General features: G+C 73.2%; 22 protein-coding genes. 10 read left to right on the top strand and 12 right to left on the bottom strand.

All coding sequences use genetic code 11. The annotated features are described in order from the left end of the window. Positions 1 to 60: 60 nt before the first annotated feature. Complete coding sequence (gene ligD / locus OG624_RS32620) at positions 61 to 1,080, bottom strand: non-homologous end-joining DNA ligase (protein ID WP_078909267.1); 1,020 nt, start codon at positions 1,078 to 1,080, stop codon at positions 61 to 63. A gap of 75 nt (positions 1,081 to 1,155) precedes the next feature. Between ligD and OG624_RS32615 the strand changes: the two genes are divergently transcribed. Further along, entirely contained in the window at positions 1,156 to 2,250 is a 1,095-nt protein-coding gene (locus tag OG624_RS32615; protein WP_371588787.1) for an ATP-dependent DNA ligase, read from the top strand. A 17-nt stretch (positions 2,251 to 2,267) separates the two neighbouring features. Here OG624_RS32615 and OG624_RS32610 read toward each other — a convergent pair whose 3' ends face one another. Together OG624_RS32610 and OG624_RS32605 are read right to left on the bottom strand one after the other, a co-directional pair. Then, positions 2,268 to 3,668 carry an NAD(P)-binding protein gene (locus OG624_RS32610; RefSeq protein WP_033220033.1) on the bottom strand — a complete coding sequence of 467 codons (1,401 nt, stop codon included), beginning with the start codon at positions 3,666 to 3,668 and terminating at the stop codon, positions 2,268 to 2,270. 137 nt (positions 3,669 to 3,805) lie between these two features. Then, on the bottom strand, positions 3,806 to 4,783 hold the full coding sequence (locus tag OG624_RS32605) for an NAD(P)/FAD-dependent oxidoreductase (RefSeq protein WP_371640130.1): 978 nt from the start codon (positions 4,781 to 4,783) through the stop codon (positions 3,806 to 3,808). Positions 4,784 to 4,849: 66 nt separating this feature from the next. Here OG624_RS32605 and OG624_RS32600 point away from each other — a divergent pair, with 66 nt between their 5' ends. Next, on the top strand, positions 4,850 to 5,467 hold the full coding sequence (locus OG624_RS32600) for a helix-turn-helix domain-containing protein (protein ID WP_033220037.1): 618 nt from the start codon (positions 4,850 to 4,852) through the stop codon (positions 5,465 to 5,467). After that, positions 5,464 to 5,952 carry a nucleotide triphosphate diphosphatase NUDT15 gene (locus OG624_RS32595; RefSeq protein WP_033220038.1) on the top strand — a complete coding sequence of 163 codons (489 nt, stop codon included), beginning with the start codon at positions 5,464 to 5,466 and terminating at the stop codon, positions 5,950 to 5,952. The genes OG624_RS32600 and OG624_RS32595 overlap by 4 nt, the downstream gene beginning before the upstream one ends. A gap of 55 nt (positions 5,953 to 6,007) precedes the next feature. Here OG624_RS32595 and OG624_RS32590 read toward each other — a convergent pair whose 3' ends face one another. The 4 genes from OG624_RS32590 to OG624_RS32575 all read right to left on the bottom strand — a co-directional run bounded on the left by OG624_RS32590 (position 6,008) and on the right by OG624_RS32575 (position 11,278). Beyond that, on the bottom strand, positions 6,008 to 6,670 hold the full coding sequence (locus OG624_RS32590; protein ID WP_033220040.1) for a GOLPH3/VPS74 family protein: 663 nt from the start codon (positions 6,668 to 6,670) through the stop codon (positions 6,008 to 6,010). Positions 6,671 to 6,772: 102 nt separating this feature from the next. Beyond that, entirely contained in the window at positions 6,773 to 8,833 is a 2,061-nt protein-coding gene (locus OG624_RS32585; RefSeq protein WP_371588786.1) for an MDR family MFS transporter, read from the bottom strand. Positions 8,834 to 8,905: 72 nt separating this feature from the next. Beyond that, positions 8,906 to 10,273: a family 4 glycosyl hydrolase gene (locus OG624_RS32580; RefSeq protein ID WP_161290543.1), complete on the bottom strand. Its 1,368-nt coding sequence runs from the start codon at positions 10,271 to 10,273 to the stop codon at positions 8,906 to 8,908. Between the two features lie 135 nt (positions 10,274 to 10,408). Then, entirely contained in the window at positions 10,409 to 11,278 is an 870-nt protein-coding gene (locus OG624_RS32575) for a helix-turn-helix domain-containing protein (protein ID WP_033220045.1), read from the bottom strand. Positions 11,279 to 11,612: 334 nt separating this feature from the next. Here OG624_RS32575 and OG624_RS32570 point away from each other — a divergent pair, with 334 nt between their 5' ends. The 3 genes from OG624_RS32570 (at position 11,613) to OG624_RS32560 (ending at position 14,069) form a co-directional block, all read left to right on the top strand. Next, positions 11,613 to 12,281 (top strand): helix-turn-helix domain-containing protein, encoded by a 669-nt coding sequence (locus OG624_RS32570; RefSeq protein ID WP_033220048.1) that lies wholly within the window; start codon positions 11,613 to 11,615, stop codon positions 12,279 to 12,281. A gap of 64 nt (positions 12,282 to 12,345) precedes the next feature. After that, entirely contained in the window at positions 12,346 to 12,903 is a 558-nt protein-coding gene (locus tag OG624_RS32565; protein WP_244290782.1) for a toxin-antitoxin system, toxin component, read from the top strand. Further along, positions 12,900 to 14,069, top strand: a complete 1,170-nt coding sequence (locus tag OG624_RS32560; protein ID WP_161290546.1) for an MAB_1171c family putative transporter — start codon at positions 12,900 to 12,902, stop codon at positions 14,067 to 14,069. The genes OG624_RS32565 and OG624_RS32560 overlap by 4 nt, the downstream gene beginning before the upstream one ends. A 30-nt stretch (positions 14,070 to 14,099) precedes the next feature. On the opposite strand, the gene OG624_RS32555 is transcribed toward OG624_RS32560, so the two are convergent. Together OG624_RS32555 and OG624_RS32550 are read right to left on the bottom strand one after the other, a co-directional pair. Then, positions 14,100 to 14,882, bottom strand: a complete 783-nt coding sequence (locus OG624_RS32555) for a bestrophin-like domain (protein WP_033220052.1) — start codon at positions 14,880 to 14,882, stop codon at positions 14,100 to 14,102. A 51-nt stretch (positions 14,883 to 14,933) separates the two neighbouring features. Beyond that, the gene (locus OG624_RS32550; protein WP_371593794.1) at positions 14,934 to 15,530 is read right to left on the bottom strand and encodes a hypothetical protein; all 597 of its coding nucleotides are present in this window, start codon (positions 15,528 to 15,530) and stop codon (positions 14,934 to 14,936) included. 115 nt (positions 15,531 to 15,645) lie between these two features. Between OG624_RS32550 and OG624_RS32545 the strand changes: the two genes are divergently transcribed. The 4 genes from OG624_RS32545 to OG624_RS32530 all read left to right on the top strand — a co-directional run bounded on the left by OG624_RS32545 (position 15,646) and on the right by OG624_RS32530 (position 21,076). Continuing rightward, the gene (locus OG624_RS32545; RefSeq protein WP_371593793.1) at positions 15,646 to 17,346 is read left to right on the top strand and encodes a serine/threonine-protein kinase; all 1,701 of its coding nucleotides are present in this window, start codon (positions 15,646 to 15,648) and stop codon (positions 17,344 to 17,346) included. A gap of 94 nt (positions 17,347 to 17,440) precedes the next feature. Continuing rightward, entirely contained in the window at positions 17,441 to 19,039 is a 1,599-nt protein-coding gene (locus OG624_RS32540) for a YfcC family protein (RefSeq protein WP_078909268.1), read from the top strand. A gap of 76 nt (positions 19,040 to 19,115) precedes the next feature. Continuing rightward, positions 19,116 to 20,426, top strand: a complete 1,311-nt coding sequence (locus OG624_RS32535; RefSeq protein ID WP_371593792.1) for a sensor histidine kinase — start codon at positions 19,116 to 19,118, stop codon at positions 20,424 to 20,426. Then, entirely contained in the window at positions 20,414 to 21,076 is a 663-nt protein-coding gene (locus OG624_RS32530) for a response regulator (protein WP_371593791.1), read from the top strand. The genes OG624_RS32535 and OG624_RS32530 overlap by 13 nt, the downstream gene beginning before the upstream one ends. 12 nt (positions 21,077 to 21,088) lie before the next feature. Here OG624_RS32530 and OG624_RS32525 read toward each other — a convergent pair whose 3' ends face one another. The 3 genes from OG624_RS32525 to OG624_RS32515 are packed head-to-tail and all read right to left on the bottom strand — an operon-like array spanning position 21,089 to position 25,730. Next, positions 21,089 to 21,841, bottom strand: a complete 753-nt coding sequence (locus OG624_RS32525) for a hypothetical protein (RefSeq protein WP_371640129.1) — start codon at positions 21,839 to 21,841, stop codon at positions 21,089 to 21,091. 27 nt (positions 21,842 to 21,868) lie between these two features. Then, complete coding sequence (locus OG624_RS32520) at positions 21,869 to 24,427, bottom strand: bifunctional serine/threonine protein kinase/MFS transporter (protein WP_371640128.1); 2,559 nt, start codon at positions 24,425 to 24,427, stop codon at positions 21,869 to 21,871. A gap of 40 nt (positions 24,428 to 24,467) precedes the next feature. Beyond that, positions 24,468 to 25,730, bottom strand: a complete 1,263-nt coding sequence (locus OG624_RS32515; RefSeq protein ID WP_371640127.1) for a glycosyltransferase 87 family protein — start codon at positions 25,728 to 25,730, stop codon at positions 24,468 to 24,470. Between the last annotated feature and the right edge of the window lie 119 nt (positions 25,731 to 25,849).

Raw genomic sequence — 25,849 nt, 5'->3', positions numbered from 1 at the left:
GATCGTTCGTGTTGTTTTATGGTTCCGCCTCGTCCCGGGCGGTGTGTCACCGGCCGCCCGTCAGTCCTCGTGCTTCGCCCGGCTGGGCTGGACGCGCTTGGGCTCGCCCGGCATCTTCGGGTAGTCCGGGGGGTAGGGCATGTCCCCCAGGCCGTGCTCGTGTTCGTCGCGGGCCGCGAGTTCCAGTACGGCGTCCAGGGCGAAGGCGTGCTCGTCCATGTCCGCGTGCAGGTCCCCCAGTTCGGCGAAGCGGGCCGGCATCGTCACGATGTCGAAGTCGCGGGGTTCCGCGTCGTCCACCTCGTCCCAGCGCAGCGGCGCTGATACCGGGGCGTGCGGGCGGGGGCGGACGGAGTAGGCGGAGGCGATCGTGCGGTCGCGTGCCGTCTGGTTGTAGTCGACGAAGATCCGCTCGCCTCGCTCCTCCTTCCACCAGGCGGTCGTGACCTTGCCCGGCATTCGGCGCTCCAGTTCCCGACCGAGGGCGATGGCGCACCGGCGGACCTCGGTGAAGGTCCAGCGCGGCTCGATCGGCACGAAGACGTGCAGCCCTCGACCGCCCGAGGTCTTGGGCCAGCCCCGCAGACCCAGTTCCTCCAGCAGGGCGCGCAGTTCATGGGCGGCCGCCACCGCGTGGTGGTAGTCCGTTCCCGGCTGCGGGTCCAGGTCGATCCGGAGCTCGTCGGGGCGGTCGGTGTCCTCGCGCCGCACCGGCCACGGGTGGAAGGTGAGGCACCCCAGGTTGGCCGCCCACAGGACGGCGGCCGGTTCGGTCGGGCAGATCTCGTCGGCCGTGCGGCCGCTCGGGAACGCGATGTGGGCGGTGGGGATCCAGTCGGGAAGGTTCTTCGGGGCCCGCTTCTGGAAGAAGGACTCGCCCTCCACCCCGTCCGGGAAGCGCTCCAGGGTCGTCGGCCGGTTGCGCAGCGCGCGCGTGATGCCGGGTGCCACCGCCAGGTAGTACTCGGCCACATTCCTCTTGGTGAGGCCGCGCTCCGGGAAGTAGACCTTGTCCGGGCTGGACAGTCGTACCGTCCGCCCGCCCGCTTCCAGCTCGATCGCATTACCGGCAGCACCCATGTGCGCCACGGTAGGCGGGCCCGGTCATGCGCGCATACCGGGCGGGTCCGGACGTACCACCGCAGAATCGGAGGCATGGATCTGCCAGTGATGCCGCCCGTGAAGCCGATGCTCGCCAAGTCCGTGGCGAAGATCCCGCCCGGGATGCAGTACGAGGCCAAGTGGGACGGCTTCCGGGCCATCGTGTATCGCGACGGCGACGAGGTCGAGCTGGGCAGCCGCACCGGAAAGTCCCTGACCAGGTATTTTCCCGAGCTGGTGGAGGCCCTGAAGGACAACCTGCCGAGCCGTTGCGTCATGGACGGCGAGATCGTCATCGTTCATGGCGGGCGCCTCGATTTCGACCGGCTGACCGAGCGGATCCATCCCGCGCAGTCCCGCGTCGCCCTGCTGGCCGAGACCACGCCCGCCGGCTTCGTCGCCTTCGACCTGCTCGCCCTCGGCGACGACTCGCTGCTCGACAGCCCGCTCGCCGACCGCCGTGCCGCCCTCGTCCGTTCCCTCTCCACCGCTCGGCCCCCCGTTCATCTCGCGCCCGCGACCACCGATCCCGCGCTCGCGCAGGAGTGGTTCGAGCGGTTCGAGGGCGCCGGGCTCGACGGGGTGATCGCCAAACCGCTCGATCTCCGCTACCGGCCCGATGCCCGCCTCATGTTCAAGGTCAAACACCAACGTACGGCCGACGTCGTCGTCGCAGGATTCCGTTTCCACAAGAGCGGTCCGATTGTCGGATCGCTGCTGCTCGGCCTGTACGACGCCCACGGCGCCCTCCAACACGTGGGCGTGTGTGCCGCCTTCCCCATGAAGCGCCGCGCCGAGTTGGTGGAGGAACTCGAACCCCTGCGGATGCCCGACCCGACCGGCCACCCGTGGGCCGCCTGGGCCGAGGAGTCCGCCCACGAGAGCGCCCGGCTGCCCGGCGCGCAGAGCCGCTGGACCGGCAAGAAGGACCTGTCCTGGGTGCCGCTGCGACCCGAGCGGGTCGTGGAGGTGAAGTACGACCACATGGAGGGCGACCGCTTCCGCCACACCGCCCAGTTCCACCGCTGGCGGGACGACCGGACCCCCGAGAGTTGCACCTACACCCAGTTGGAGGAGGTCGTCGGCTACGACCTCGCCGAGGTGCTCGGCCCCACCACCGGTCCCACCGCCGACCCCGCATCCGACTGAGCGGCCGCCGCCTCGCCTCAGCCCGCCGTCAGTTTCTCCCACTCCTCCCGGTCCGGCCCCGCCGCGTTCGGCGCGTAGTGCGGCCGATCCGCCAGCCAGCGCGTCACCCGGGCGCGGATCTCCGGATCCGCGTACGCCCGCTCCGGCGGCTCGACCAGGTGCCGGACCCTCGCCCGCGCCCGCATCACCACCGGGTCCTCCAGCGCGCAGTCGAACAGCGCGGACACCTCGCGCGCCGTCCCGCCGCGCACCGCCCGGGTCGCGAAGCGCTCGCCGATCGCCGCGTCCGCGACGACCTGGAAGTCGAACCACGGCTTCAGGGTGCGTTCCGCCCAGGCGTGGTGATCTGCGGCGTACCGCGCCGATCCCGGGTCCCGGTGGGCCGTACGGGCCACCCTGCGCGCCGCCCACAGCGCGAGCGAGGTGCCCTGTCCGAGGGTCGGGTTGGTGTGCGTGATCGAGTCCCCGACCGGCACCAGCCCGGTCACCACCGGCCCCGCCTCGTCGACCAGCGCGCTCCACCGGTTGTCCAGGCTCGCCGTGGCCAGGACACCCGACAGCGGCTCGGCGCCCGGCCCCAGCCAGGCCGCGCCGGGCGGGAAGGCGCGTGCCGCCGCCTCGAAGACGGCGGGGTCGCGCAGTGCCGAGCGCGTGGTGTCCGTGGTGTGCACGAACAGCGTCACGGCGAACACCCGGTTGTCGGCCGGGAAGACGGCGCACCCGGCGAAGGGCCCGCCGGTCACCGCCCACGGCCGGCGCGGCCCCTCGTCCACCCCGTCGGGCAGTCGGTACCAGCGGCAGAAGTAGGCGAGCCCGGTGCGGTGCCGTTCCACGACGGGTGGCCTGCAGCCGGCCTCGGCCAGCCTGCGTTCGGTGCCGCCGCGCCGCCCGCCGGCGTCCACGACGAGGTCCCCCGGGTAGCTCCCGGTCTCGGTGGTCACTCCCGTCACCTGGATCCCGGCACCCTCGGGCGAGCCCGGGGCCGTGATCAGCCCGTTGACCGGTTCCCCGTACCGGACGACGACCCCCGGTTCCGCGCGCAGCGCCGTGGCCAGGGCACTTTCCAGCACGATGCGCCGGGCCTGGAGCATCACGAGGTCGTCGTCGCCGGGCCACGCGGGCGGACGTACGTCGAACCAGTCGAGCTCGTTCCGTTCGCGGGCTCCGAGCCGGAGCATCTCCGCGTGGACGTCGGGCAGATCGCCGCGCAGGACGTTGCGGGCGGCTCCGAGCAGCACGTGCGGCTGGGCGGCCTGCGGTACGGTCGGCCGCCGCCAGCCGAAGAAGTCACGGTCGAGCGCCGTGCCCGGGGCCCGCGCATCGCGCTCGAAGACCTCCGCCGTGTGTCCGTGCCGCGCCGCGAGCAGGGCGGTGGCGGCCCCCGCGACACCTCCGCCGATGACCAGCACATGTGCCATGGAGCGTCCCCCCGAGCCGTTGGACCGTACGACGATCACACCGCCCAGAGCCTGCGCGAACGGGAGGCGACCGAAACCCGCACAGATGTCCGAGAACAGCTCAGGCGGTCACCTCTCCCGTCTCCGCTCACTCCCCCTCACACGCCGGCGCCGGCGCGGTGGGCCTCCAGCGCCCGCCGGGTCTTCGCCTCGATCAGGTCGGTGTTGACGGCCACCGCCGCCCGCACCCCTTGGGCGGCCGCGCCCGGCACCTTCTCCAGCGGGGAGGTCACATTGCCCGCGACCCAGACCCCGTGCAGGGCGGTGGCCCCGGTGTCCGGATCGGACGCGACGCAGGTGCCGATCGCCGCACCGTCCCGCTCCATGACGACGGTCGGCAGGCCGAGGCTACCGAGCACGCCCGAGCGGGCGGTGAACCGCGGGGCGACCACCAGCGCCTCGCACTCCTCCACCGCGCCACCCGCCAGGGTCACGCCGGTCAGCCGGCCCTCCCGGACCGCGAGGCCGGTCACCTCGCCCTCGACGACCGGGACCGCGAGGGCGGCGAGCAGTTCCCGGTCCTCGTCGGTGAGCCGCCAGGTGTGCGCCAGCAGGGTGATCCGCCCGCTCCACTGCCGCCAGAGCTGGGCCTGGTGCACGGCGAGGGGCCCGTCGGCCAGCACCGCGATCGACCGGTCCCGGACCTCCCAGCCGTGGCAGTAAGGGCAGTGCAGCACGTCCCGCCCCCAGCGCGCCCCGAGGCCCGGCACGGCGGGCAGCTCGTCCACCAGGCCGGTGGCGACCAGCAGCCGGCGGGCCCGGACGGTCGTGCCGTCCCCGCAGCGCACCAGGAAGCTCCCGTCGGGCAGCCGGTCCGCGGCCACGGCCGTGCCGGGCCGGATCTCCCCGCCGTACCCGGTCACCTCCGCGCGGCCCTCGGCCAACAGCCCGGCGGGGCTCCGCCCGTCCTGCCCGAGGTATCCGTGCATGTGCGCGGCCGGGGCGTTGCGCGGGCTGCCGGAGTCGATGACCAGTACCGAACGGCGGGCCCGCACCAGGGTCAGGGCGCCGGCCAGCCCGGCGGCCCCGCCGCCCACGACCACCACGTCGAAGGAGGTCTCGCTTGCGTTGTCCATGCCTTCGAGGGTCCGCCCACGTCGGCCCGCTTGACAAATGTTCTTGCCGAAGCGGCAAATGGATCCATGGCCACCGAGGGACAGGACGAGGAACTCGCCGACGTGCTCACCGCCGTGGGGCCGCGGCTGCGTGCCCTGCGCCGACAGCGCGGCACCACGTTGGCCCAGCTCAGCGAGACCACCGGTATCTCGCTCTCGACCCTCTCCCGGCTGGAGTCCGGACAGCGCAGGCCGACGCTGGAGCTGCTGCTCCCGCTGGCCAGGGCGCACCGGGTGGCGCTCGACGAGTTGGTCGGCGCCCCGGAGACCGGGGACCCCCGGATCCGGCCGCGCCCTTTCGTCCGGCACGGCAGCACCTATGTGCCGCTGACGCGGAAATTCAGCGGGGTGCACGCCTTCAAGCAGATCCTCCCGCCCCTCGAAGGCCCGCCGCCCGAGCCCGAACTGCAGGTGCACGAGGGCTACGAGTGGCTGTACGTGCTCGCCGGACGCATCCGGCTGCTGCTCGGCGGGCACGACCTCGTGCTCGGTCCGGGTGAGGCCGCCGAGTTCGACACGCGCACCCCGCACGCCTTCTTCAACGCGGGTCCGCAACCCGCGGAGTTCCTCAGCCTGTTCGGCCCCCAGGGCGAGCGGATCCATGTCCGGGCCCGGCCCACCCCTCCATCGGAAGGACGTCCATGACCACCACCGGCGAACGCCCAGAGCGCGCCGTGCCGCAGCCCCATGCCGTCGTCGGCGTCGGACTGGTCGTCCTGGCGGCGGACGGCCGGGTGCTGCTCGGCCAGGCGCACGACGGCCGCTGGGAGCTGCCCGGCGGCAAGGTCGACCCCGGGGAGGGCTTCGAGCGAGCCGCCGCCCGGGAACTCGCCGAGGAGACGGACCTGCGGGCGACCCCCGAGGCGATCCGGATCCTGTCCGTGCAGATCGACGCGCAGGCCGGGATGACCCGGCTGACGGCGGCCGCCGTCACCACCTCGGCGGAGGGCGTCCCGACCGTCACCGAGCCGCACAAGATCGCCCGCTGGCAGTGGTTCGCCCCCGCCGAGATCCCCTCGGCCCTCTACGCCCCCTCGGCGGCCGTGCTGCGCGCCTGGCGCCCGGACCTCACGACGCTGCCGCCCGTCCCCTCGTACGCCTACCCGGTCGCGAGCCCACCGGGCGCCTGAGCGGCCGAAACCCTCAGGAGACGGCCCACGGAGGGCGGCCCTGCGGAGACGGCCGTCAGGACGTGGCCGTCAGGACCGTCACGACGGTCACCGCCACCATCGCGGCCTGCATGTCACGGATGGCGGCCCGGACGCTCTCGGCCGCCCACCGGCCGGCGGCTATCTCCGCCATCCGGGCGGTCACCTCGTCGGGCTGCCGGTCGGGGAAGGCGAGCCGGTGCAGCTTGGCCGAGTGGATCAGGGCGATCACCCCGGCGGTGCGCTCGTCCGGCTCGGCGCCTTCGAGGACCACCTCGCGGAGCCGCTCGCGCAGGGCCCTCTCGACGGTGCCGTCCGCCTCCGGGTAGCGGCGCTGCGGAAACACCCCGAACACCTTGTGCACCTGGGCGACCACCAGCCCGCGCTCACCGAGCCTCTCCAGGGTGGCTCCGACCGCCTTGGGCTGGTCCTTCGTCAGCCAGTCCGTCACCCGGCGCTTCCCGCGCCCCCGGAGCCAGGTCTCCAGCAACCGGATCCGTCCGTCGAGCAGTTCCTCCCCCGTCGGCTCGGTGCTGCTGAGCTCCAGGTATTTGCCCGCCACCGACACCCGCTCCGCCAGGACGAGTTCGAGCAGCAGCGCGCCCGCCACGGCCCAACCCGCCGACTGGCGCTGCCGCGCCGCCCCGGACTCGTCGTCCAGGGACAGCAGCATGATCTCCTCGGCCAGTGTGATGCTCACGAGCGCCCCCTCGTCCGTCGTCCGGCTACCGGTCCGGCTGTCCGACCGCCTCGAAGGGGAGGACGACGGGCGCCCCCGGGGGGTTCCGTTCCAGACCCGGATCTAGTGGCGCACCACCACCTTTGGCGCGAAGTTGCCCTCCCCCAGATCCTCCGCGAGCAACCGCTTGGCGATCGCGTCCGCCGCGACCCGCAGTTCGGCGCTCCGCGGCCGCCCCCGGTCCTTCTCCAACTGGTCCTTGAGCCATTCGGCCCACGCCTTCGAGATGACGTCGGCCTCCCGCTGCCCGGCCGCCGTGAGCGTGAAGAAGCTGCCCTCGCGGCTGAGGAAGCCCTCGTCCTCCATCCGCTCGTAGACGGGGACCAGCACCTCCGGCGGCAGGGACCGGCGGCCGGCGATCACTCCGATGCCGGCATGGCCGATGGTCCGGGTCAGCAGGTCCACCTGCATCACCGCCCAGGCGCCCGCGATGTCCAGCCGGGTGTCGGAGCCTTCGACGATCCCCCGCGCCGTTTCCGCGCCCATGTTCCGTACGAGTTTGCCGACGGCCAGCTCCAGCAGTTTGGCCGAATCCCCCGAGGCCGTGGCCGGCGAGCCGAAGCCGTCGCCCATGTCCGTGGAACCGGCGCGGGCGCTGTCGCGCAGCCGCACCTGCTTGAGGAAGAGCGCCACGACGAAACCGAACACGGCGACCGGAACGGTGTAGACGAAAACGGTCTGCAGGGCCTGCGCGTACGCGTCGATCACCGGGGCGGCGGCTTCCGGGGGGAGCCGGTGCACCCCTTCCGGGGTGGACGCCGCCTTGGCCAGTTGCTCCGGATCCTGCCCGGTGAGGCGCGCCGCCTCCACGTACGCGGCCTGCAGCTCGGGCCCCAGGTGGTTCGCGTAGATCGTCCCGAAGACCGCGGTCCCGAAGGCGCTGCCGAGCGTACGGAAGAAGGTGACGCCCGAGGTGGCGGTGCCGAGGTCGGCGTAGTCGACGGTGTTCTGCACGGCGATGGTCAGCACCTGCATGGACAGGCCGATGCCGGTGCCGAGCACGAACATGTACAGCGATTCCAGCAGGGTGCCGGTCCCGGGACCCATCAGCGACAGCAGGTACAGGCCGACGCCCATGACCGCGTTACCGACGATCGGGAAGATCCGGTACCGGCCGGTCCTGCTCACCACGTTGCCGCTGAACACGGAGGCGATCAGCAGGCCGATGACCATGGGCAGGGTGCGGACGCCCGAGATCGTGGCCGAGTCCCCGTCGACGTACTGGAGGTAGGTCGGCAGGAAGGTCATCGCGCCGAGCATCGCGAAACCGACGACGAAGCTCAGGATCGAGCACACGGAGAAGACCGGGTTGCGGAAGAGCCGCATCGGCAGCATCGGTTCCGCGGCGCGCGTCTCGGCCAGGCAGAACAACGCCAGCGCGACCGCGCCGCCCGCGAACAGGCCGATGATGACCGGCGAGGTCCAGGCGTACTCGTTCCCGCCCCAACTGGTGGCCAGGATCAGCGCGCTGGCGCCGACCGCGACCAGCGCGATGCCCAGGTAGTCGATGACCGGCCGGCCCGAGGCGCGGACCGCCGGGATGGTCTTCGCAGCCGCGACGACGACGAGGATCGCGATCGGGACGTTGACGTAGAAGCACCACCGCCAGGTCAGCTGGTCGGTGAAGAATCCGCCGAGCAGCGGTCCGATCACCGTGGCGACCCCGAAGACGGCGCCGATCATGCCCTGGTACTTGCCGCGTTCGCGCAGGGGCACCACATCGGCGATCAGCGCCATCGCGGTGACCATCAGGCCGCCGGCCCCGACGCCCTGGACGCCGCGCCACACGATCAGGAAGGTCATGTTGCCGGACAGGCCGCACAGGAAGGAGCCGCTGATGAAGACGATGGCGGAGATCTGGAAGATCAGTTTTCGGCCGAAGAGGTCACCGAACTTACCGACCAGGACCGTCGCCACGGTCTCGGCGAGCAGGTACGAGGTGACCACCCACGACATGTGGTCGCCGCCGCCCAGGTCCCCCACGATCGTGGGCAGCGCGGTCCCGACGATCGTCTGGTCGAGTGCCGCGAGCAGCACACCGAGCATGATCGTGCCGAAGATGATGTTGCGCCGCCGCCGGTCGATCACGGGGGGCGCGGCGGCTTCGGCGGGGGCAGTGGTCACCCTCGCACTGTCACAGCGCGCCCGCCCGGGCGCATGCGGCGGTGAGCCGTACGGGGGACGCGCGCGCCGGGATCAGCGCAGGTGGGCGAGGCCCGGGTGCGCCGCCGCGTACCCGTCGAGCAGGCGTCGGGCCACGCCCACCGAGTCGATGAGCGGGTGGAGCGCGAAGGCCTTGACCGCGTCGGTCCGCGATCCGCTCGCGGCCGCCGCCAGGATCTCCCGTTCGACGGCCTTGACCGCCGTCACCAGCCCCACCGCGTGCAGGGGCAGGGGTGCGACGCCCACCGGGTGGGCGCCGTTCGCGTCGACCAGGCAGGGCACCTCGATGACGGCCTCGGCGTCGAGGACGGACAGCGTCGAGCCGTTGGGGACGTTCAGGATCAGTGTGGCCCGTTCGTCCCGGGCGATGGCCCGCATCAGCGCGAGCGCGACCTTCTCGTAGCCACCGGATTCGAGGTCGCTCTCCTCGCGCTCCGGGGCACCCGCCGCCTCGCGGTTCTCGGCCATGTACGTGGCTTCGCGCTCGGCCCGGGTACGGTCCCAGGCGGCCAGCGCCGCCCCGGCCGGCGCCCCGGCCCGGGCGGCCTCGGCGTAGAAGCCGCGCTGCTGGTCGCGCAGGAAGGCCCCGCGGGTCTGCTCGGCCTCCTGGTACGCCCGTACGGTGTCACGGTTGAAGTAGTAGTAGTGCAGGTACTCGTTGGGGATCGCGCCGAGCGAGCGCAGCCATTCGGCACCGAAGAGCCGGCCCTCCTCGAAGGACTCCAGGGCCTCGGTGTCGGCCAGCAGCCGCGGCAGCTCGTCGCGACCGCCGACGCGCAGCCCGCGCACCCAGCCCAGGTGGTTGAGGCCGACGTAGTCGATCCAGGCGTCCTGCGGCCGGGCGCCCAGCACCCGGGCGATGCGCCGGCCGAGGCCCACGGGGGAATCACAGATGCCGATCACCCGCCGACCGAGCACCTCGGCCATGGCCTCGGTGACCAGCCCGGCCGGATTGGTGAAGTTGATGACCCATGCCTCGGGGGCGTGGCGGGCGATCCTGCGGGCGATCTCGCGCGCCACCGGCACGGTCCGCAGGCCGTACGCGATCCCGCCCGCGCCCACGGTCTCCTGGCCGAGGACACCCTCCGCCAGGGCGATCCGCTCGTCCGCGGCGCGCCCTTCCAGGCCACCGACGCGGATGGCGGAGAAGACGAAATCGGCCCCGCGCAGGGCCTCGTCGAGCTCCCCGGTGACCGTCACGGTCGGGGCGTCCACCGTCGGGTCGGCCGCCGACGCGGCCGCGGCCTGGTCACGGAGCACCCGGGCCATGGCGGTGAGCCGCGCCGGGTCCTCGTCGTACAGCGTCACCTGGGACACCCTGCCCTCGGCGCGGTCGCCGAGCAGTGCCCCGTAGACGAGCGGGACCCGGAAGCCGCCTCCGCCGAGGATCGTCAGCCGCACGCCCCTACCGCCTTTCGCCAGTGCAGATCCCGTCGCCGACGCCGCCGCCGTGACGGCCGATGCCACGATCGGTGACACGATCGACGGCACGGAAGCCACGGCACACGTCCGCGGGCACCAGTCTGCCCCGGTCGGTCACTCCACCGGCGACGGCACGGCGCGCAGTCTGGCGCCCTGCTGCTGGGTGAAGCCGCCGCCGCGGACGGGGCCGCTCGGTGCGCCCGTGGGCGTCGACAGGATCAGGGTGATCCGGGTCAGTCCCATCTCGCCCAGCATCCGACTGGTCTCGGCCACCATCCGGCACCGCACCAGCCCCCACCGCGGGTCGGGGTGGCGCACGGTGCGCACCGCCCCGTCGAGCTCGGCGGCGTCGGTCCCGTGGGTACTCAGCCAGTGCGGCACGCCGTACCGGTAGGCCGCCTCCATGAACGGGTCACGGGCCACCTCCTGGCGGATGCTGCGCAGCCCCTCGTCCTCGGGGTCGCCGGCCAGCGCGGTCGCGAACTGGGCCAGCAGCGGTACGCACCAGGCCGGTTCGTGGTCCTCCAGCACGGCCGCCGCGTCCGGGTGGAACAGCACGAAGCGCAGGAAGTTGTCGTCCGGCAGGGCCGTCGGGTGGGGTCTCACCGACCGGAAGAGCTGGTCGAAGGCCGAGTTGGTCAGGGCCACGTCCCAGCGGTGGTCCACCAGGAAGCTCGGGTACGGCACGGACTCCATGAGGGCGGCGTAGTCGCACAGGTAGTCACGCTGCGCCGGATCGTCGGGCAGCCGGTTCTCCTCGGCGGCCCGCCACGTGGGCGGCGGATCGCGGTCCACCATGACGCGGAACAGCCAGAAGCATTGCCGCTCGCTCATTTCCAAGGCCTCGGCCAGGGCGAGCAGTTTGCGGTCCGTCCACTCCTTGACCAGACCTCTTTCCCAATTCCCGTACGCGCGCACACTGATGCGCAGTCGGGCGGCGAGGTCTTCCTGACTCAGGCCCAGCTCCTCGCGGCGCTGGCGCAAAATCTCCTTGCGTCGCTCCGACCGCACGGCACCGCGGGCGGGTTCTTCGCCCGTCAGGCGCTCTTCAACGGCTCGGGCGAGTCCATCGGACGGGCCCACCGCTGCGAGATGTGGCACTGAGAGCTCCCCCTCCTCCGGTCTGGATCTTCATTTCCGTGTGGCGATCCTGCTACCGACTTCATTCGAGTGTCAACTATTGTGGCAATTCCAGCCTCTTGACAGCTCATTCCCGCCACAGCTGTGGCACGTTCTAGCCCTTACGGGCGAGAGCGGCTAGATTCCAGAAGCCGACCATGTGCCCATACCGACTTCGCGCGATCTAGGAGAACCACTGGTGACAGACGGCTTCCCGGCTCCCGTCGCGGTGGCCGACGCACCCCTGGCAGCCACCATCACGCGTGTCGCCGAACTCGCGGGCAAGATGGGCCGCGACCGTAACCAGGTCTTCGACCTGCGGCGGCTCTCCGAGGCCTCCGGCGTACCCACGGACGTGGTCAGGACCCTGCTCGACGGCAGGCCGGCCGGCGAACCCGATCTGCAGACCCGCTTCCTCCAGCGTCTCGACCTGCTGCGGCGGACCCGTGTCAAACCGAACGGCCGCCGCTACACCCAGCAGGAGATCGCGGACGGCGCCGGCATGTCGCGGCAGCAGGCCGGGGCACTGATCAACGGCGACCGGCGTCCCACCATGGAACACTGCGACGCGATCCAGCGGTTCTTCGGAGTGCACGCCGGGTTCCTCACGGCGCACGACGCCGACGCCCTCACCGACGCGCTCCAGCGGACGGAGCAACAGCTGCTCCAGGACTTCGCGGGCCGGGCGCGGGAAACCGTACCGGCCTCGGGCGCATCGGCGGGCGATCCACTGGCAAGACTTCTCCAGAACCACGGTGTACGGGGCATCGCCTGGCGCGCCGCCCAACTGCCCAGCGACAAGCACCGGGACAAGGTGACCGAATGGCTGGACATGCTCCTCGAAAGCGTCAAACCGAACGAATCCTGACCCAGTCGAAAGTCTGGGTCTGATCCTTGAGTCCTGATCCGGATCCGCGCCGACGGGGAGAACGGTGAGCATAGGCAGAGAGCAGCGGCGGTTGTGCGGGGAGCTGGTGGCCGGCATCCGGCTGACCGCCCCCGTGGAACCCATGGACCTCTACGCTGCCCTCTGCGAGGGCATGAGCAGACACCGCGGCCGCCGGGTGGACTTCCGGATGGCCGCGTTCCCACCGCGGACGGCCAGCGGCCTGTGGCTCGACATGGCGGACCGCGATCTCGTGGTCATCGAGGAACGCACCGCCCCGGACCACCAACTGGTGATCCTGGGCCACGAGCTGTGGCACATGAAGGCGGGCCACTGCAGTCACCACGTCGACGGCGCCGCCGTCGCCGCGCGGCTGCTGACCGACGAGGCCGACATCGGCGAGACCGTGCGCCGCGTCGCCGCGCGCACCCGCGCCGACGTCCAGGAGGAGACCGAGGCCGAGACCTTCGGCTTACTGCTCGGTAGTCGGTGTCGGAACTGGCTGGCCGGATCGGCGAGCCACCGCGCTCCGGTCCAGCGCGATCAATTGGCGGGCCGGATCGAGGCTTCGCTGGGCTACCGGGGGCACAGGAACGAGCGTTGAACGGCCAGGACTACTACATACCGGCGGCCGCGATGGCGGTCTCACTCGCCTTCAAGCTGCCGGCCCTGCGGCACAACTGGCGCGACCCGCTCCTGCGGTCGGTCGTCGCCCTGCTGACCCTCGCCGGCGCGGTGTTCACCTTCGCCGCCCCGCCCACCATCGCGGCGGTCAACCGCTGGACCGGGATCGTCAACGTCTCGGCCCCCCTCGTCTACTGCCTGATCACCGCCTTCAGCGCCTCCTGCCTGGTCCTGATGGTCAACTGGCGGGGCGGACCGGCCGAACGGACCCAAGGCATCTCGCGCCGCTGGATCCAGGGCTACAGCGCGGTGGTCGTCGCCCTGGTCGTGCTCTTCGCCCTCGGTGAGGCCCCGCAGGAGCGACTGCGCGACTTCGACACCTATTACGCGAACACGCCCTACATCGGCCACATGATCGCGCTCTACCTGCTGGCGCACTGCGTGGCCGCGGTGGTGATGGTGGTCCTGTGCTGGCGCTGGTCGCTCCAGGTCCGCGGCTGGCTGCGGGTCGGCCTGGTGATCATCGTCATCGGCTACATCTTCAACCTCGCCTACGACGCCACCAAGATGACCGCGGTCGTCGCCCGCTGGACCGGTCACGACCTCGACGGCCTCAGCACCTACGCCGCTCCGCCGCTCGCCTCCCTCGGGGCCCTGATCAGCGCGATGGGCTTCGTGGTCCCGCTCGTCTGCCAGCGGCTGTCGGACCACTGGCAGATCTGGGCGACGTACCGCCGGCTCGGCCCGCTCTGGCACGAGGTGCAGATCTCCGCGCCCAGCGGCACGCCCTCCGTGCAGATGGCCTGGTGGTCCGCGGCGGAACTGCGGGTGATCCAGCGCGAGTCGGACATCCACGACGGCTTCCTGCACCTCGGGCCGTACTTCGACAAGGGGCTGCGCGACGGCGCCTACGACAGCGCCGTCGCCGAGGGCGCCGACGAGGAGACGGCCCGCGCCGTCGCCGAGGCCGCCATGGTCGCGGCCGCCGTACGGGCCCGCTCCGCCGACCCCGACGGAAAGATCATCGGAGAGGACGAGGAGACCGTCCTCGACACCGCCGACGGCCCACGCGACCTGCTCCGGATCTCCCACGCGCTGCGGCACTCACCGGTGGTGCAGGCGGTCCGGCGCGAGGTGAGCGTGTAGCGGCGACGACCCGCCGGCCGTCGCCACCGCTCAGCGGGAGGCCACGGCCGCCGTCGCGCTCACCGGGAACAGATCCTGGAACGGCGCCGCCGAATCGATGCCCTCCCGACCGTACGGCGCGTCGAAGCTCCACACCATGAAGAGCAGGAACACGATCAGCGCGCTGAACAGCCCGGCGAGCAGCAACTCCCGCCCGGAGCGGCGGATCTGCAGGGTGAAGATCAGCCCGATGGTGACCAGCCCGCCGACCAGCAGCCCGAACCACACCACCCCCGGCAGGGTGGACTCGGAGCTCTGCGTCCGCGAGTGCCGCGCGTCGTCGGCGGCCGCGATGTGGTCCAGCAGCGGCTGGTAGGCCTGCGCCTGGAGCTCGTTCGCCGGGCTCTGGTGCGTGACATCGGTGCGCAGCTTGCCGAGCAGCACGGCGCCCTCGGCCGAGGCGCCGTCGCCGGAGGTCAACAGCGGCCAGTCCACGGCGACGGTGTGGGAGACGTACGCGTCCACCTCGCCCCGGATCCGGTCGCGGACGGCCGCCGGGTAGACGTCGGCGCGCTGGGTGACCTCGTACAGGGCCTGGGCCTCACGGCGCACGCTGTCCTCGGCGGCGCCGCGCGCCTCCCAGACGCCCGCGATGGCCAGGCCCAGCACGATCGCGTAGACCACGCCCACCATCATCGTCATGTACTCGATGACATCGGGGGTTTCGCTGGTGTCCTCGTCGTCGGCGACCCGGCGGTGCCGGATCGCGGTGATGGCGAGGACGAGGGCGCAGACGAGCGCCATGGCGATGGCCAGGACCAGCCATTCGGACACGTGGATTCTCCCGGTGTGGGTCGATGGGTGAAGGGGGAACGGCGGCGTCGGTCAGCCGCGGCTCTTGGAGCGGGGGCGCAGGGCGGCGGCGGCCAGTACGGCCGGGGTGGTGACGACGACCATGAGCGTCACGGTGGACATCCCGCCCGGGCCGCGCCGCTCCAGGGCCACCGAGCGGTACGGACGCACGTGGAAGGAGCTCACCCGTGCGACGGCGGCTCCGGCCGCGGGCGGGGCGGGTGCGTCGGCCGGCGCCGGCGCGGAGGGATCCTCGGGACCCGCCGCGGGCTCCGGCGGCTGCGACCCCCCGGCCCTCGCCTCCGCGGAAGGCACCACAGCACCGCCCGGCGGGCTCGGCGGCGCGGGATCGGCCGGCCGCACGGGCCGCTCCGCGGGGGTGGCGGACCCGGCGGGCCGCCCCGGGTGACGCACGGTCGGCCGCTCGGCGCCGGGTACGACCACCCGTACCGAGGGCAGTCCGGACGGTGGCCGGAAGACCGGCCGCTCCGGCCGCCCCGCCGGCACGCACAGGTCGACGCGGGCCCCGTAGCCGTCGCCGTCGTCCTCGCCCGCGACCGCCACATGGCCCTGCAGCGGGCAGAGCGCGGCCACCAGGCCCGCCCCGGCGAAGTACTGCCAAGCGGTCACCGCACGCCTCCCGAAATCCGCAGCAGAAGTAAGGGCTACCGGTGAAGAAACGATCAAGGGGCGGCTTCGACACGCCGCGGACGGGTGCATATCGCGGATGCGGCATGATGTCGCCATGGGGACCGAGGGGGCGAACGCCCGGCTGATCGCAGGGCGCTACCGGTTGGACGCCAAGCTCGGACGCGGCGGCATGGGCATCGTGTGGCGCGCCACCGACCAGTTGCTCGGCCGGAACGTCGCCGTCAAGGAGGTCGCGCTCGACCCGGCACTGTCCGAGGAGGAGGCCCGGCACCAGCGTGAGCGCACGCTCCGCGAGGCGCGGGCGGCCGCGCAGCTCAAGCACCCGCACATCATCGTGGTGCACGACATCGTCGAGGACGGCGAACTCCCCTACATCGTCATGGAACTGGTCGAGGGCGGATCCCTCGCCGACCGGCTCTCCCGAACCGGCCCGGTGGATGTCGCGGAGGCGGCCCGGATCGGGATCGCGTTGGTCGGCGCACTGCGCACGGCACACGCGGCCGGAGTGCTGCACCGGGACATCAAGCCGGCGAACGTCCTTCTGGAGGCCCCGGGCGGGCGGGCCGTGCTCACCGACTTCGGCATCGCCCAGGTGTCGGGTGCCACGACGCTGACCACCACCGGGTCCTTCGTCGGTTCCCCCGAATACACCGCGCCCGAGCGGATGTCGGGGCAGACGCCGGCGGGGCCCGAGGCCGATCTGTGGTCGCTGGGCGCCCTGCTGTGCGCGGCCCTCAGCGGTACCTCGCCCTTCCGGCGGGACTCCCTCGGCGGGATCCTGCACGCGGTGGTCTTCGACGAGATCCGGCCGCCGGAGGCGTGCGGACCGCTGCTGCCGGTGGTGCGGGGACTGCTGGAACGGGACCCCGCCGGGCGGCTCGGCGCGGAGCGGGCCGAGCAGATGCTGCGGGCCTGCGCGGAGGCGGCCGCGGCGCCGTACACCCCGACGCGGTCCGCCCCCGCGGCCCCGGCCACGCCGAGCCCCGCCCCGCAGGCGCCGGCCGCGCCTGCCCCCACGCCCCGCGCGGCCGTTCCGCACGGCCCGACGCACCCCGGCGCGGCCCCGGTGGCCGCGCCGACACCCGTATCGGCCCCCGTACCGGCTCCGGTGGCGGCGGCCGCCCCCGTGAGCGCGCCGGGGAAGCGGCGCCCGGGGGTGGCGCTGATCGCCGCTCTGCTGGTGGCCGCGATCGCCGGGGCGGGCGTGTCCGCGGCGCTGCTCACGGACGACGGCGAGCGCGGTGGGCGGACCTCCACGAGCGGGGCGGCCGGCCAACCGTCGGCACCCGCCTCCGCCACCCCCGGCGAGCGGACCGACACGGTCTCCCCCTCGTCCGACGACAGGCCCGCGCCCGCCGGCTACCACGTCGTCACCGACCCGGAGGGTTTCTCGCTCGCCGTCCCCCTCGGCTTCACCCGCAAGGTGGAAGGTCCGCGGATCTTCTACATGTCACCCGGTGAGACCTTCCGTATCGGCATCAAGATCGCGGAGCCCGAGTCGGGCGGCCCGCTCGCCGTCCATCAGCGCGCCCACGCCAAGGGGCCGGGCACCAACCCCGGTTACCGGGACGCCGAGGTCGAGATCACCTCGCAGAACGGCCGGCAGGGGGCCCTCTGGTTGTTCACCTGGGACGGCTTCTCCCCGGCCGAGGGCCCCCGACACACCCGTGACCTGTGCTGGGAGGAGGACGGTCGGCTGTACGACGTGTGGGTGTCCTCACCGGTCCGCCAGGCCGACGAGGCCCGCGGCTACTTCGACACCGCGGTGTCGACCTTCGTACGCACCGGGGGCTGACCCCCGCCACGCCGCCGTTCACCCGGCAGGCGCAGCCCACCACGGCACCCGCCACCGCACCGCTCCATGATCGGAGGAGCGGACCCTCTCAGGGATGGTGGCGGATGGAACCGGACAGCCGAGGCACCCGTTGAGCGCGACTCCCCCGGCTCCCCCCGCGCCCCCGACCCCCGCCGATCCGGCCTCCTCGCCCGCTCCGGAGGAGCCCGCCGGCAAGGGGTTCCGCTTTCCGAGCGCGCTGACCGTTCTGGCCGCGGTCACGGTGGGCGTGTGGCTGCTGGCCTTCCTCGTCCCGGCCGGCCGGTACGACCGCGACGAGGACGGCGCGCCCATCTCCGGCACCTACCACCGGGTCCCGGACACCCAGAGCTTCGTCGACCGGCTGAACGACCTCTTCCTGGCCCCCGTGAACGGCCTCTACGGCATCCGGGACGAGAAGACCGGCGAGGTCGGGCCCACCTTCAGCGGCGAGCTGTACGGCAGCGCCGGCGTCTTCCTCTTCGTCCTCGCCATCGGCGCGTTCATCACCGTCGTCTTCGCCACCGGCGCCCTCGACCGCGGGATCGCCCGCCTCGCCCATCGACTGCGCGACCGCGGCGCCCTGCTGATCGCCGCCGTGATGCTGGTGTTCTCCGTCCTCGGCACCGTGGAGGGCTTCGCGGAGGAGACCCTCGGCTTCTACGGGCTGCTGGTGCCGATGATGCTGGCCCTCGGCTACGACCGGATGGTCGCCGTCGGCACGGCCATCCTGGGCGCGGGGATCGGGGTCCTGTGCTCCACCGTGAACCCCTTCGCGACGGGCGTGGCCTCGGCGGCCGCCGACATCTCGCTGGGTGACGGCATCGCGCTGCGCTTCGTGATGTGGGTGGTCCTGACGGCCGTGACCATCCTCTACGTCGTCCGGTACGCGAAGCGCGTCGAGAAGGACCCGGCCAGGTCCGTGTGCGGGTTCCTCCCCGGTGACCGCGAGCAGAAGGCGACCGGCGCCGAGGAGGTGGCTCCGGAACTGACCCGACTGCACAAGCTGGTGCTGGTGCTGGTCACCGTGGTCTTCGGCTTCATGATCTTCTCGGTGGTCCCCTGGGCCGGCGCGCTCACCGGCGAGGCGGACGCCGCCCCGTACGCCTGGGAGCTGGGCTGGTCCTTCCCGGAACTCTCGGCGCTGTTCCTGTGCGCCTCGGTGCTCGTGGGACTCGTGGCAGGGATGGGCGAGGCGAAGATCAGCGCCACGATCGTCCGGGGCGCCGCCGACTTCATCTCTCCGGCCCTGGTCATCATGCTGGCGCGCGGGGTCACCGTCATCATGAACAACTCCCGGATCACCGACACCGTCCTGCACTCCATCGAGGGCGCGGTGCAGGGCACCTCGTCGACGCTCTTCGCGGTGATCGTCTTCCTGGTCAATCTCCCGCTGGCCTTCCTGATCCCCTCCACCTCCGGCCACGCCACCCTCGTCATGCCCATCCTGGCCCCGCTCGCCGACTTCGCGGGCGTCTCCCGCGCGTTGGTCGTCACGGCCTGGCAGTCGGCCAGCGGGTGGATGAACCTGTGGGTCCCCACCTCGGCGGTGACGATCGGCGGTGTCGCCCTGGCCAAGGTCGGCTACGACAAGTATCTGCGCTTCGTCTGGCCCCTGTTGGCCATCCTCCTCGTGCTGATCTGCGGCTTCCTGGCGCTGGGTGCGGCGATGTGATGCCCCGTCAAGGGCCTGTACGGGCGCCGGCCCCGCTCCGGACCGACCGGCAGGACACCCCCTAAGCTGGGGACACATGTCCGACTCCCTCCCCCTCCCCGAACGGGACGGCCCCGCGCCCGTCGCCGTCCTGACGGCGATACGCCGACCGCTGCGTTTCCTGGGCTCGTGGTGGCCCTGGCGGTGCTGGGCGTACCTGGGCAGCGGGTTCCTCATCGGCTACCCCGTACTGATCGCCCTCGTGGTGCTCCTCGGGCTCGGCGTGGCCCTGGCGGTGGTCGGGATCGGGCTGCTGATGCTGGTCGGCGCCGTCGCCGCCGGGGTGCCGCTGGCGGCGCTGGAGCGGTGGCGGCTGCGGTGCGTGGAGCCCGTGCCCGTGCCGGACCCGCACACCTCCCTCGCCGGGGCCGGACCGGCGGCCTGGCTGCGGACCCGGCTGCGGGAGCGGGCCACCTGGCGGGAGTTCGCGTACGCCACCCTGCTCGGGCCCGTCTTCGGGGCGGCCGGGTTCGCCGTGATCGCCCTGCTGGCCTTCGCCCTGATCCTCGTCGCGACCCCGGTGATCGTCTGGGCCATCGCCCCGGACCACGTGATGCTGATCCCCGGCCGGCAGGTCTCCGGACCGCTGGAGGCCCTGGGCGGCACGGCCGTCGGGCTGGTGGCGATGACGGTGGCGGCGTACGCGGGCGCCCTGCTCGCCGGGGCCCAGGTGAGGACGGCCCGCCTGCTCCTCGGGCCGCGCGTGGAGGCCGACCGGATCCTGGAACTGACCCGCTCCCGGGTGCGCCTGGTCGACGCCTTCGAAGCCGAACGGCGGCGTATCGAGCGGGACCTGCACGACGGCGCGCAGCAGCAGCTGGTCGCCCTCAGCATGACCCTGGGCCTCGCCGAGCTGGAGCTGCGCGGGATCCCGCAGGCGGCCGGGGCGGCCGCCCTGGTGGCCCGGGGGCGCGGCGAGGCCAAGGTCGCCCTGGAGCAACTGCGCGACCTCGTCCGGGGTATCCATCCGCAGGTCCTCACCGACCACGGGCTCGCGGCGGCCGTCGCCGAAGTGGCCCTGCGCCATCCCGTGCCGGTGTCCGTGGACCTCGACGTGCCACGGCTGGCCGAATCGGTCGAGATCACGGCCTACTTCACGGTCACCGAGGCGCTCGCCAACGCGGCCAAGCACAGCGGCGCTTCGCACGTCGCCGTCGTCGGTAAGGTCGAGGGCGACCGGCTCACTCTCACCGTCACCGACGACGGCCGTGGCGGCGCCGATCCGGGCGCGGGAGCGGGACTGGCGGGACTCGCGGACAGGGTGGCGATGTTGAAGGGCAGGCTGGTGGTGTCCAGTCCGGTGGGCGGACCGACCCGACTCCGGGTGGAGGTCCCGTGCTCCGGCTGATCCTCGCCGAGGACTCCGTACTGTTGCGCGCCGGGTTGACGGAGCTCCTCACCCGTGGCGGGCATCAGGTCCTCGCCGCCGTCGGGAGCGCCGAGGAGCTGGTGCGGGCGGTGGAGGCGCAGCGGCCGGACGCCGTCGTGACCGATGTGCGGATGCCGCCCGACTTCCGCGACGAGGGGCTGCGCGCCGCGCTCGAACTGCGTTCCAGGGACTCCTCGTTGCCCGTGCTCGTGCTCTCGCAGTACGTGGCCACGGCGTACGCCACCCAGTTGCTCACGGGGGCTTCGGCGGCCGGGTTGGGTTATCTCCTCAAGGACCGGGTCGGGGAGGTGGCCGAGTTCCTCGACGCCCTCCAGCAGGTCGCCGAGGGGCGTACGGTCATCGATCCGGAGGTGGTACGGGTCCTGCTCAGCCGGCAGTCGGAGCAGCGGCCGCTGGCGCGGCTGACCCCGCGCGAGCGGGAGGTGCTGACCTTGATGGCCTCGGGCCTCAACAACCAGGCTTTGGCGGCGCGGCTGTTCATCACCGAGGCCGCCGTGGTCAAGCACGCGTCGAGCATCTTCATGAAGCTCGACCTGGACGCCACCGAGGGCAACCGCCGGGTGCTTGCGGTCCTGGCCCACCTGTCGGGCCAGGAGGCCGAGGCGTAGGGGGTGTCCTCCTCAGGAGTAGGAGCGCACCGCGTCGTCCCAGGCGCCGGGGCTGCGGTAGTGGTTCGTGTGTCCTGCGGCGAGCACCTGGCGCAGCTCGGCGAGGTGCGGGGTGTCCGCCGGGAGGTCCAACCGGTCCAGGAGGGCGAGCGCGGCGGCAGGGTCCAGGTCGCCGTACACGTCGTGGAAACTCGCCCGGAGGCCGCGGAAGAGGGCCGGGTGCAGGGCGGGCAGCCGTAGGGCGGTGCGGTACGTCGGCTCCTTCACGGACCAGGGCACCGGGCCCGAGCACTCCAGGACGCGGCGGGCCCGCCGGAGCGGGGCTTGCGACGGGTCGGTCACCACGTGCTCGATGTCGTTGCCGAGCACCTCGGCGAAGGCCGTCGCGGAGGTGGCGCGGTCCTCGAACCAGTCCACCCACAGCGAGTAGGTGACGGCCTCGACCTCCTTGTCCGCCTCCAGGCGTCGGCGGTAGCCGTCCCACAGGAGGTCGGCGGGCAGAGGGCCTTCGGAGCTGTCGTCCGCGAACCGGATCGCGCAGGTGACCCAGTACTCGTCCAGGAGGTCCAGCAGCCCGAAGGCCAGCCGCAGCCGGCCGGCGGCGTCCAGGTCTTCGGCGAACACGTCGCCGGCCCAGGTGTGCGCCACGTCGTTGGCCGTGAGCAGCACGTCCGGCTGCTCGTGGCGCACCCACCCGTCGTGCACCTGGGCGACGCCCTGTTCGGCCAGCCAATGCCGCGCCGCCTCCACCGCTCCGCTGTCCATCCCGTAAGTATGACGAACGGCGCACCATCAGTACGGGACGGCCTGGTTGGCGTCCCGCCGCGCGGCCCGGGACCTGATCAGCAAAGCGATCGGCAGGGCCGCGAGCACGAGGCCGCCGACCGCGCACCACAGGGTGGTGGTGTAGGCGTCCAGCAGCCGGGCGAACACGTCCGTGTCCTGCGAGATCCGGTCCAGGCGGCTCACCAGGACGGTGCCGAGCACGGCTCCGCCGATGGACTGCCCGAGGTGGTGGGCCGCGCCGAGGGCTGCCGAGGCCCCGCCGGCGTGCTGCGGGGACACCCCGGCGGTCGCGGTGGCGTAGAGCGGGACGAGGGCCAGGCCCAGACCGATGCCGGTGAGCAGCATGCCGGGCAGTACCCCGGTCGCGTAGCCGGCCGCACCTCCCGCACCGGCCAACAGCGCCAGGCCGAGGGCCGTGACCGCGAGGCCCGGCAGGATCAGGGTGCGGGGGGCGATGCGGGGCAGCAGGCGGGCGGAGACCTGGGTGGCGGTCACGAGGGCGGCGGCGACGAGCGGCAGGTGGGCCGTCCCGGAGGCGGCCGGTCCCTCGCCGCGGATCTGCTGGGCGAAGAAGCCGAGGGCGGGGAGGAGGGCGACCAGGGCCGCGCCGGTGAAGAGGACGACCAGGAGGGAGGCGAGGCGGTTCCGGTCGGCGAGGACGTGGGCGGGGAGCAGCGGGCCGGAGGTCCGCCTCTGCCACCACAGGAAGGCGGCGAGCAGCGCGATGCCGCCCACGAACAGCGCCAGGCTCCGGACGGCGCCCCAGCCCGCCGTCTCGACCTCGGCGAGGCCGTAGGCCAGGGCGGCGGAGCCCGCCGTGCCGAGGAGTACGCCGGGTCCGTCGAAGCGGGCCCCGGTGCGGCCCGGACGGTCGGGCAGCAGGGTGAGCGCGCCGATCAGGGCGAGTACGGCGAGCGGCACGACCGACCACAGGGCCCAGGGCCAGGCCAGGGTCTCGGCGAGCCACCCGCCCGTGAACACGCCGAGCGCGCTGCCGCCGGCGGCGACGGCCGCGTAGATCCCGAAGGCTCGGCCGCGCTCCCGGGGGTCGGTGAATCCGGTGACCACCAGGGACAGCGCGGCCGGGACCAGCAGGGCCGCGAAGGCCCCCTGCAGGGCGCGGGAGGCGATCAGCGGCCCCGCCCCGGAGGCCGCGCCGCCGAACACGGCGGTCGCCGCGAGACCGATCAGTCCGGCCACCAGCATCCGGCGGGCCCCGAGCAGGTCGGTGAGGTGCCCGCCGAGCAGCAGGAGTCCGGCGAGGGCGACGAGGTAGACGCTGAAGACCGGGTTCAAGGCGTCGGCGCCGAGGCCGAGATCGGCTTGGATCTGCGGCCCCTGCAGGCTGAACTGCGCCGCTTCGACCAGCACCGACAGCTGTGTCAGGGCGAGGACCGCCAGGCCCCACCATCGCCTGGGGTGCGGGGTCGCGGGGGCGACGGACGGGTCGCCGGGTACGGGGCCCGGGGGCGGGCCGAAGCCGTCCGCGGGGCCGAAGCGGCCGGGGGCCGTGGGGGCGTACGCGGGCGGCGGGGGCGGTGTCCCGTACGGGGAGGCGTCCTGCCGGGACTGTGCCGGTACGAGGCGGGGGTCCGGCGGACCGGCGGGCGTGTCCCCGGTCGGGGCATCGCCCGCTCCGGCCCCGCCGCCGACCCCTACGGGTGACGCCGGGGCGTAGTCCAGCAACCGCGCCGCATGGCGGCCCAGTTCGGCCAGGACCGCGCCCGGGAGCCATTCCCCGGCGGCGTCCGCCGCCGTACGCGCCGCCACCTCCTCGGGGGTGGGGCGCCGGGCCGGGTCCTTGTGCAGGCAGGCGCCGACGAGTTCGACCAGTGGCTCCGGGACCCCGGTCAGGTCCGCCTCCTCCTCGGCGATCCGGAAGAGGTGGGCGTTCAGCCCGGTGTCCGTGGCGCCGAAGAGCATGCGTCCCGTGGCGGCGTACACGAGGACCGCGCCGAGGCAGAAGACATCGCTGGCGGGGCTCAGTTCGAGGCCGCGGACCTGTTCCGGGGACATGAACCCCGGCGAGCCGATCAGCATGCCGGTGCGGGTGTGCAGGCTGTCCCCGGTCAGGCTGTCCATCGCCCGCGCGATGCCGAAGTCGATGACGCGGGGTCCGTCGACGGTGACGAGGACGTTGGACGGCTTCAGGTCGCGGTGGATCAGGCCCGCCTCGTGCACGGCCCGCAGGGCGAGGGCGAGCCGGTTGGCGAGGGTGCGTACCGAGTCCTCGGGCAGCGGGCCGAACTGCCGGGCGACGACGGTCTGCAGGTCGGGTCCCGGGATGTACTGCGTCGCCACCCAGGGCACGGCGGCCTCGGTGTCGGCGTCGAGCACCGCCGCCGTCCAACTGCCGCCCACCCGCCGCGCGGCGGCCACCTCGCGGGCGAACCTCCTGCGGAATTCGGGGTTCCCGGCGAACTCCGCCTGGACGACCTTCACGGCGACGGTACGGCCGCCCTCGGAGCGACCCAGATAGACCAGGCCCATGCCACCCGCGCCCAGCCGGGCGATCAGGCGGTACGGTCCGATACGGCTCGGGTCCTCGGCGATCAGCTGATCCACGAGCGGAAGAGTATTTCAACGATCCGATGTGCGGGGGCCATCAGGCGAAATGCCCTCCCGGCCGCTCGTTCCGCGCCGTCGGCCGCCCGCCGTCGGACGGCCGGAGCCGGAAGGAGCCGGTCACCACGCGCGAGACGCCCGGTACGGTCACCGAGCGGGCCCAGACCGCCAGGAGGACCGGCAGCGCCAGGTAGCCGAAGCGGCCCGCCGGGGCCAGGAGGAAGGCCAGCGTGAGGCCGAGGGCGAGACGGTCGGCCGCGGCCACCACCGTACGCGGCGGTCGGGCGAGCAGGGAGAGGCCGACCGCGAGGCCTCCCGACAGCAGCAGGCCCATCGCGAGGTACCAGCCCCAGGGGCCCAGTTCGGTCAGCAGTCGCCCGGGCAGCGGGCTGCTCGCCGGGGTCGGCACCGGCGCCCGCCCGGTGGGGAAGGCGAACACCTGGCGCCACAGCTCCGCCGGCTGGAGGAGCGCGGCCGGCAGCACCAGCAGGGCCGTACCGCCGGCCGCCACCAGCGCGCAGCGCACCGCGGGCCGTCCGCCGCGGAGGACCGCGAGCAGGGCGACGGCCACGGCGACCGCGGGCAGTGCCGTCCACTTCAGCGCGCACGCCCCGGCGAGGGCCGCCCCGGTCAGGACGGGCCGCCCGGAGGCGGCGGCCGCCAGGGCCAGGCAGCAGAGCCCGGCCAGCGGCAGGTCGACCCCGCTCACCGTCAGGGGCAGGGCCACCACCGGCGAGGCCACCAGGACGGGCAACAGTCGGCCCGGCCCATCGCCCCGCCCACCGCCCCGCCCACCGCCCGGCCCGCCCCCGAGCAGGCGTCGGGCCGCCCACAGGCAGCCGAACAACGCGGCCGCGCACCAGATCCGGGCGTCCCCCAGCAGCCGCACCACCCAGCCGTCCCCGCTGCCGTCGCCCCCGAGGAGCGCCCGCGGTACGCCGAGCAGAGCCATGCCGGGCAGGTAGGGGGTGTACTCCTCGACGTGCGCGGGCCGGTCGACGTAGAGCCGGCCGGAGTCCAGCAGGAGCCGGCCGGACCGTTCGATGACGGTCACCTCCGACTGGCCCTGGCCGGTCAGGACCAGCCACAGCAGCGGTACGGCGACGGCGCCCAGCAGGGCGGCGGCGAGCGCCGCGCGGCGGCGGCCGACCGCGGTGGCCGCGGCGGCCCCGAGGTATCCGGCGGCGGCGCACCAGCCCCACAGCCGGTGCGGGGCCAGCGCGGAGAACAGGGGGAAGGACAGCGCCCACGCGGCGGCCAGCAGCCAGCCGGTGGTCCACCGGGCGGTAGGGGAAAGGGTCATGACCCCATTCCAGCCGCGCCGCCCCGCCCGGTCTGCACGGCCAGGTGGACGGTCCACGGTGGGGTTTTCCCTACCGTGCGGGGCACGCGGGAGGGGCACGCGAAAGGGGCACGACCCCG

The sequence above is a fragment of the Streptomyces virginiae genome, assembly GCF_041432505.1.
Classification (GTDB): domain Bacteria; phylum Actinomycetota; class Actinomycetes; order Streptomycetales; family Streptomycetaceae; genus Streptomyces; species Streptomyces virginiae_A.
Note: the sequence above shows the minus strand (reverse complement) of the source record. Positions and strands in the feature narration are given on the sequence as shown.

What these genes read in the sequence shown, in the direction of transcription:
- ligD (WP_078909267.1), bottom strand. Translation starts at nt 1,080, where the DNA reads ATGGGTGCTGCCGGTAATGCGATCGAGCTGGAAGCGGGCGGGCGGACG.
- OG624_RS32615 (WP_371588787.1), top strand. Translation starts at nt 1,156, where the DNA reads ATGGATCTGCCAGTGATGCCGCCCGTGAAGCCGATGCTCGCCAAGTCC.
- OG624_RS32610 (WP_033220033.1), bottom strand. Translation starts at nt 3,668, where the DNA reads ATGGCACATGTGCTGGTCATCGGCGGAGGTGTCGCGGGGGCCGCCACC.
- OG624_RS32605 (WP_371640130.1), bottom strand. Translation starts at nt 4,783, where the DNA reads ATGGACAACGCAAGCGAGACCTCCTTCGACGTGGTGGTCGTGGGCGGC.
- OG624_RS32600 (WP_033220037.1), top strand. Translation starts at nt 4,850, where the DNA reads ATGGCCACCGAGGGACAGGACGAGGAACTCGCCGACGTGCTCACCGCC.
- OG624_RS32595 (WP_033220038.1), top strand. Translation starts at nt 5,464, where the DNA reads ATGACCACCACCGGCGAACGCCCAGAGCGCGCCGTGCCGCAGCCCCAT.
- OG624_RS32545 (WP_371593793.1), top strand. Translation starts at nt 15,646, where the DNA reads ATGGGGACCGAGGGGGCGAACGCCCGGCTGATCGCAGGGCGCTACCGG.
- OG624_RS32540 (WP_078909268.1), top strand. Translation starts at nt 17,441, where the DNA reads ATGGTGGCGGATGGAACCGGACAGCCGAGGCACCCGTTGAGCGCGACT.
- OG624_RS32535 (WP_371593792.1), top strand. Translation starts at nt 19,116, where the DNA reads ATGTCCGACTCCCTCCCCCTCCCCGAACGGGACGGCCCCGCGCCCGTC.
- OG624_RS32525 (WP_371640129.1), bottom strand. Translation starts at nt 21,841, where the DNA reads ATGGACAGCGGAGCGGTGGAGGCGGCGCGGCATTGGCTGGCCGAACAG.
- OG624_RS32515 (WP_371640127.1), bottom strand. Translation starts at nt 25,730, where the DNA reads ATGACCCTTTCCCCTACCGCCCGGTGGACCACCGGCTGGCTGCTGGCC.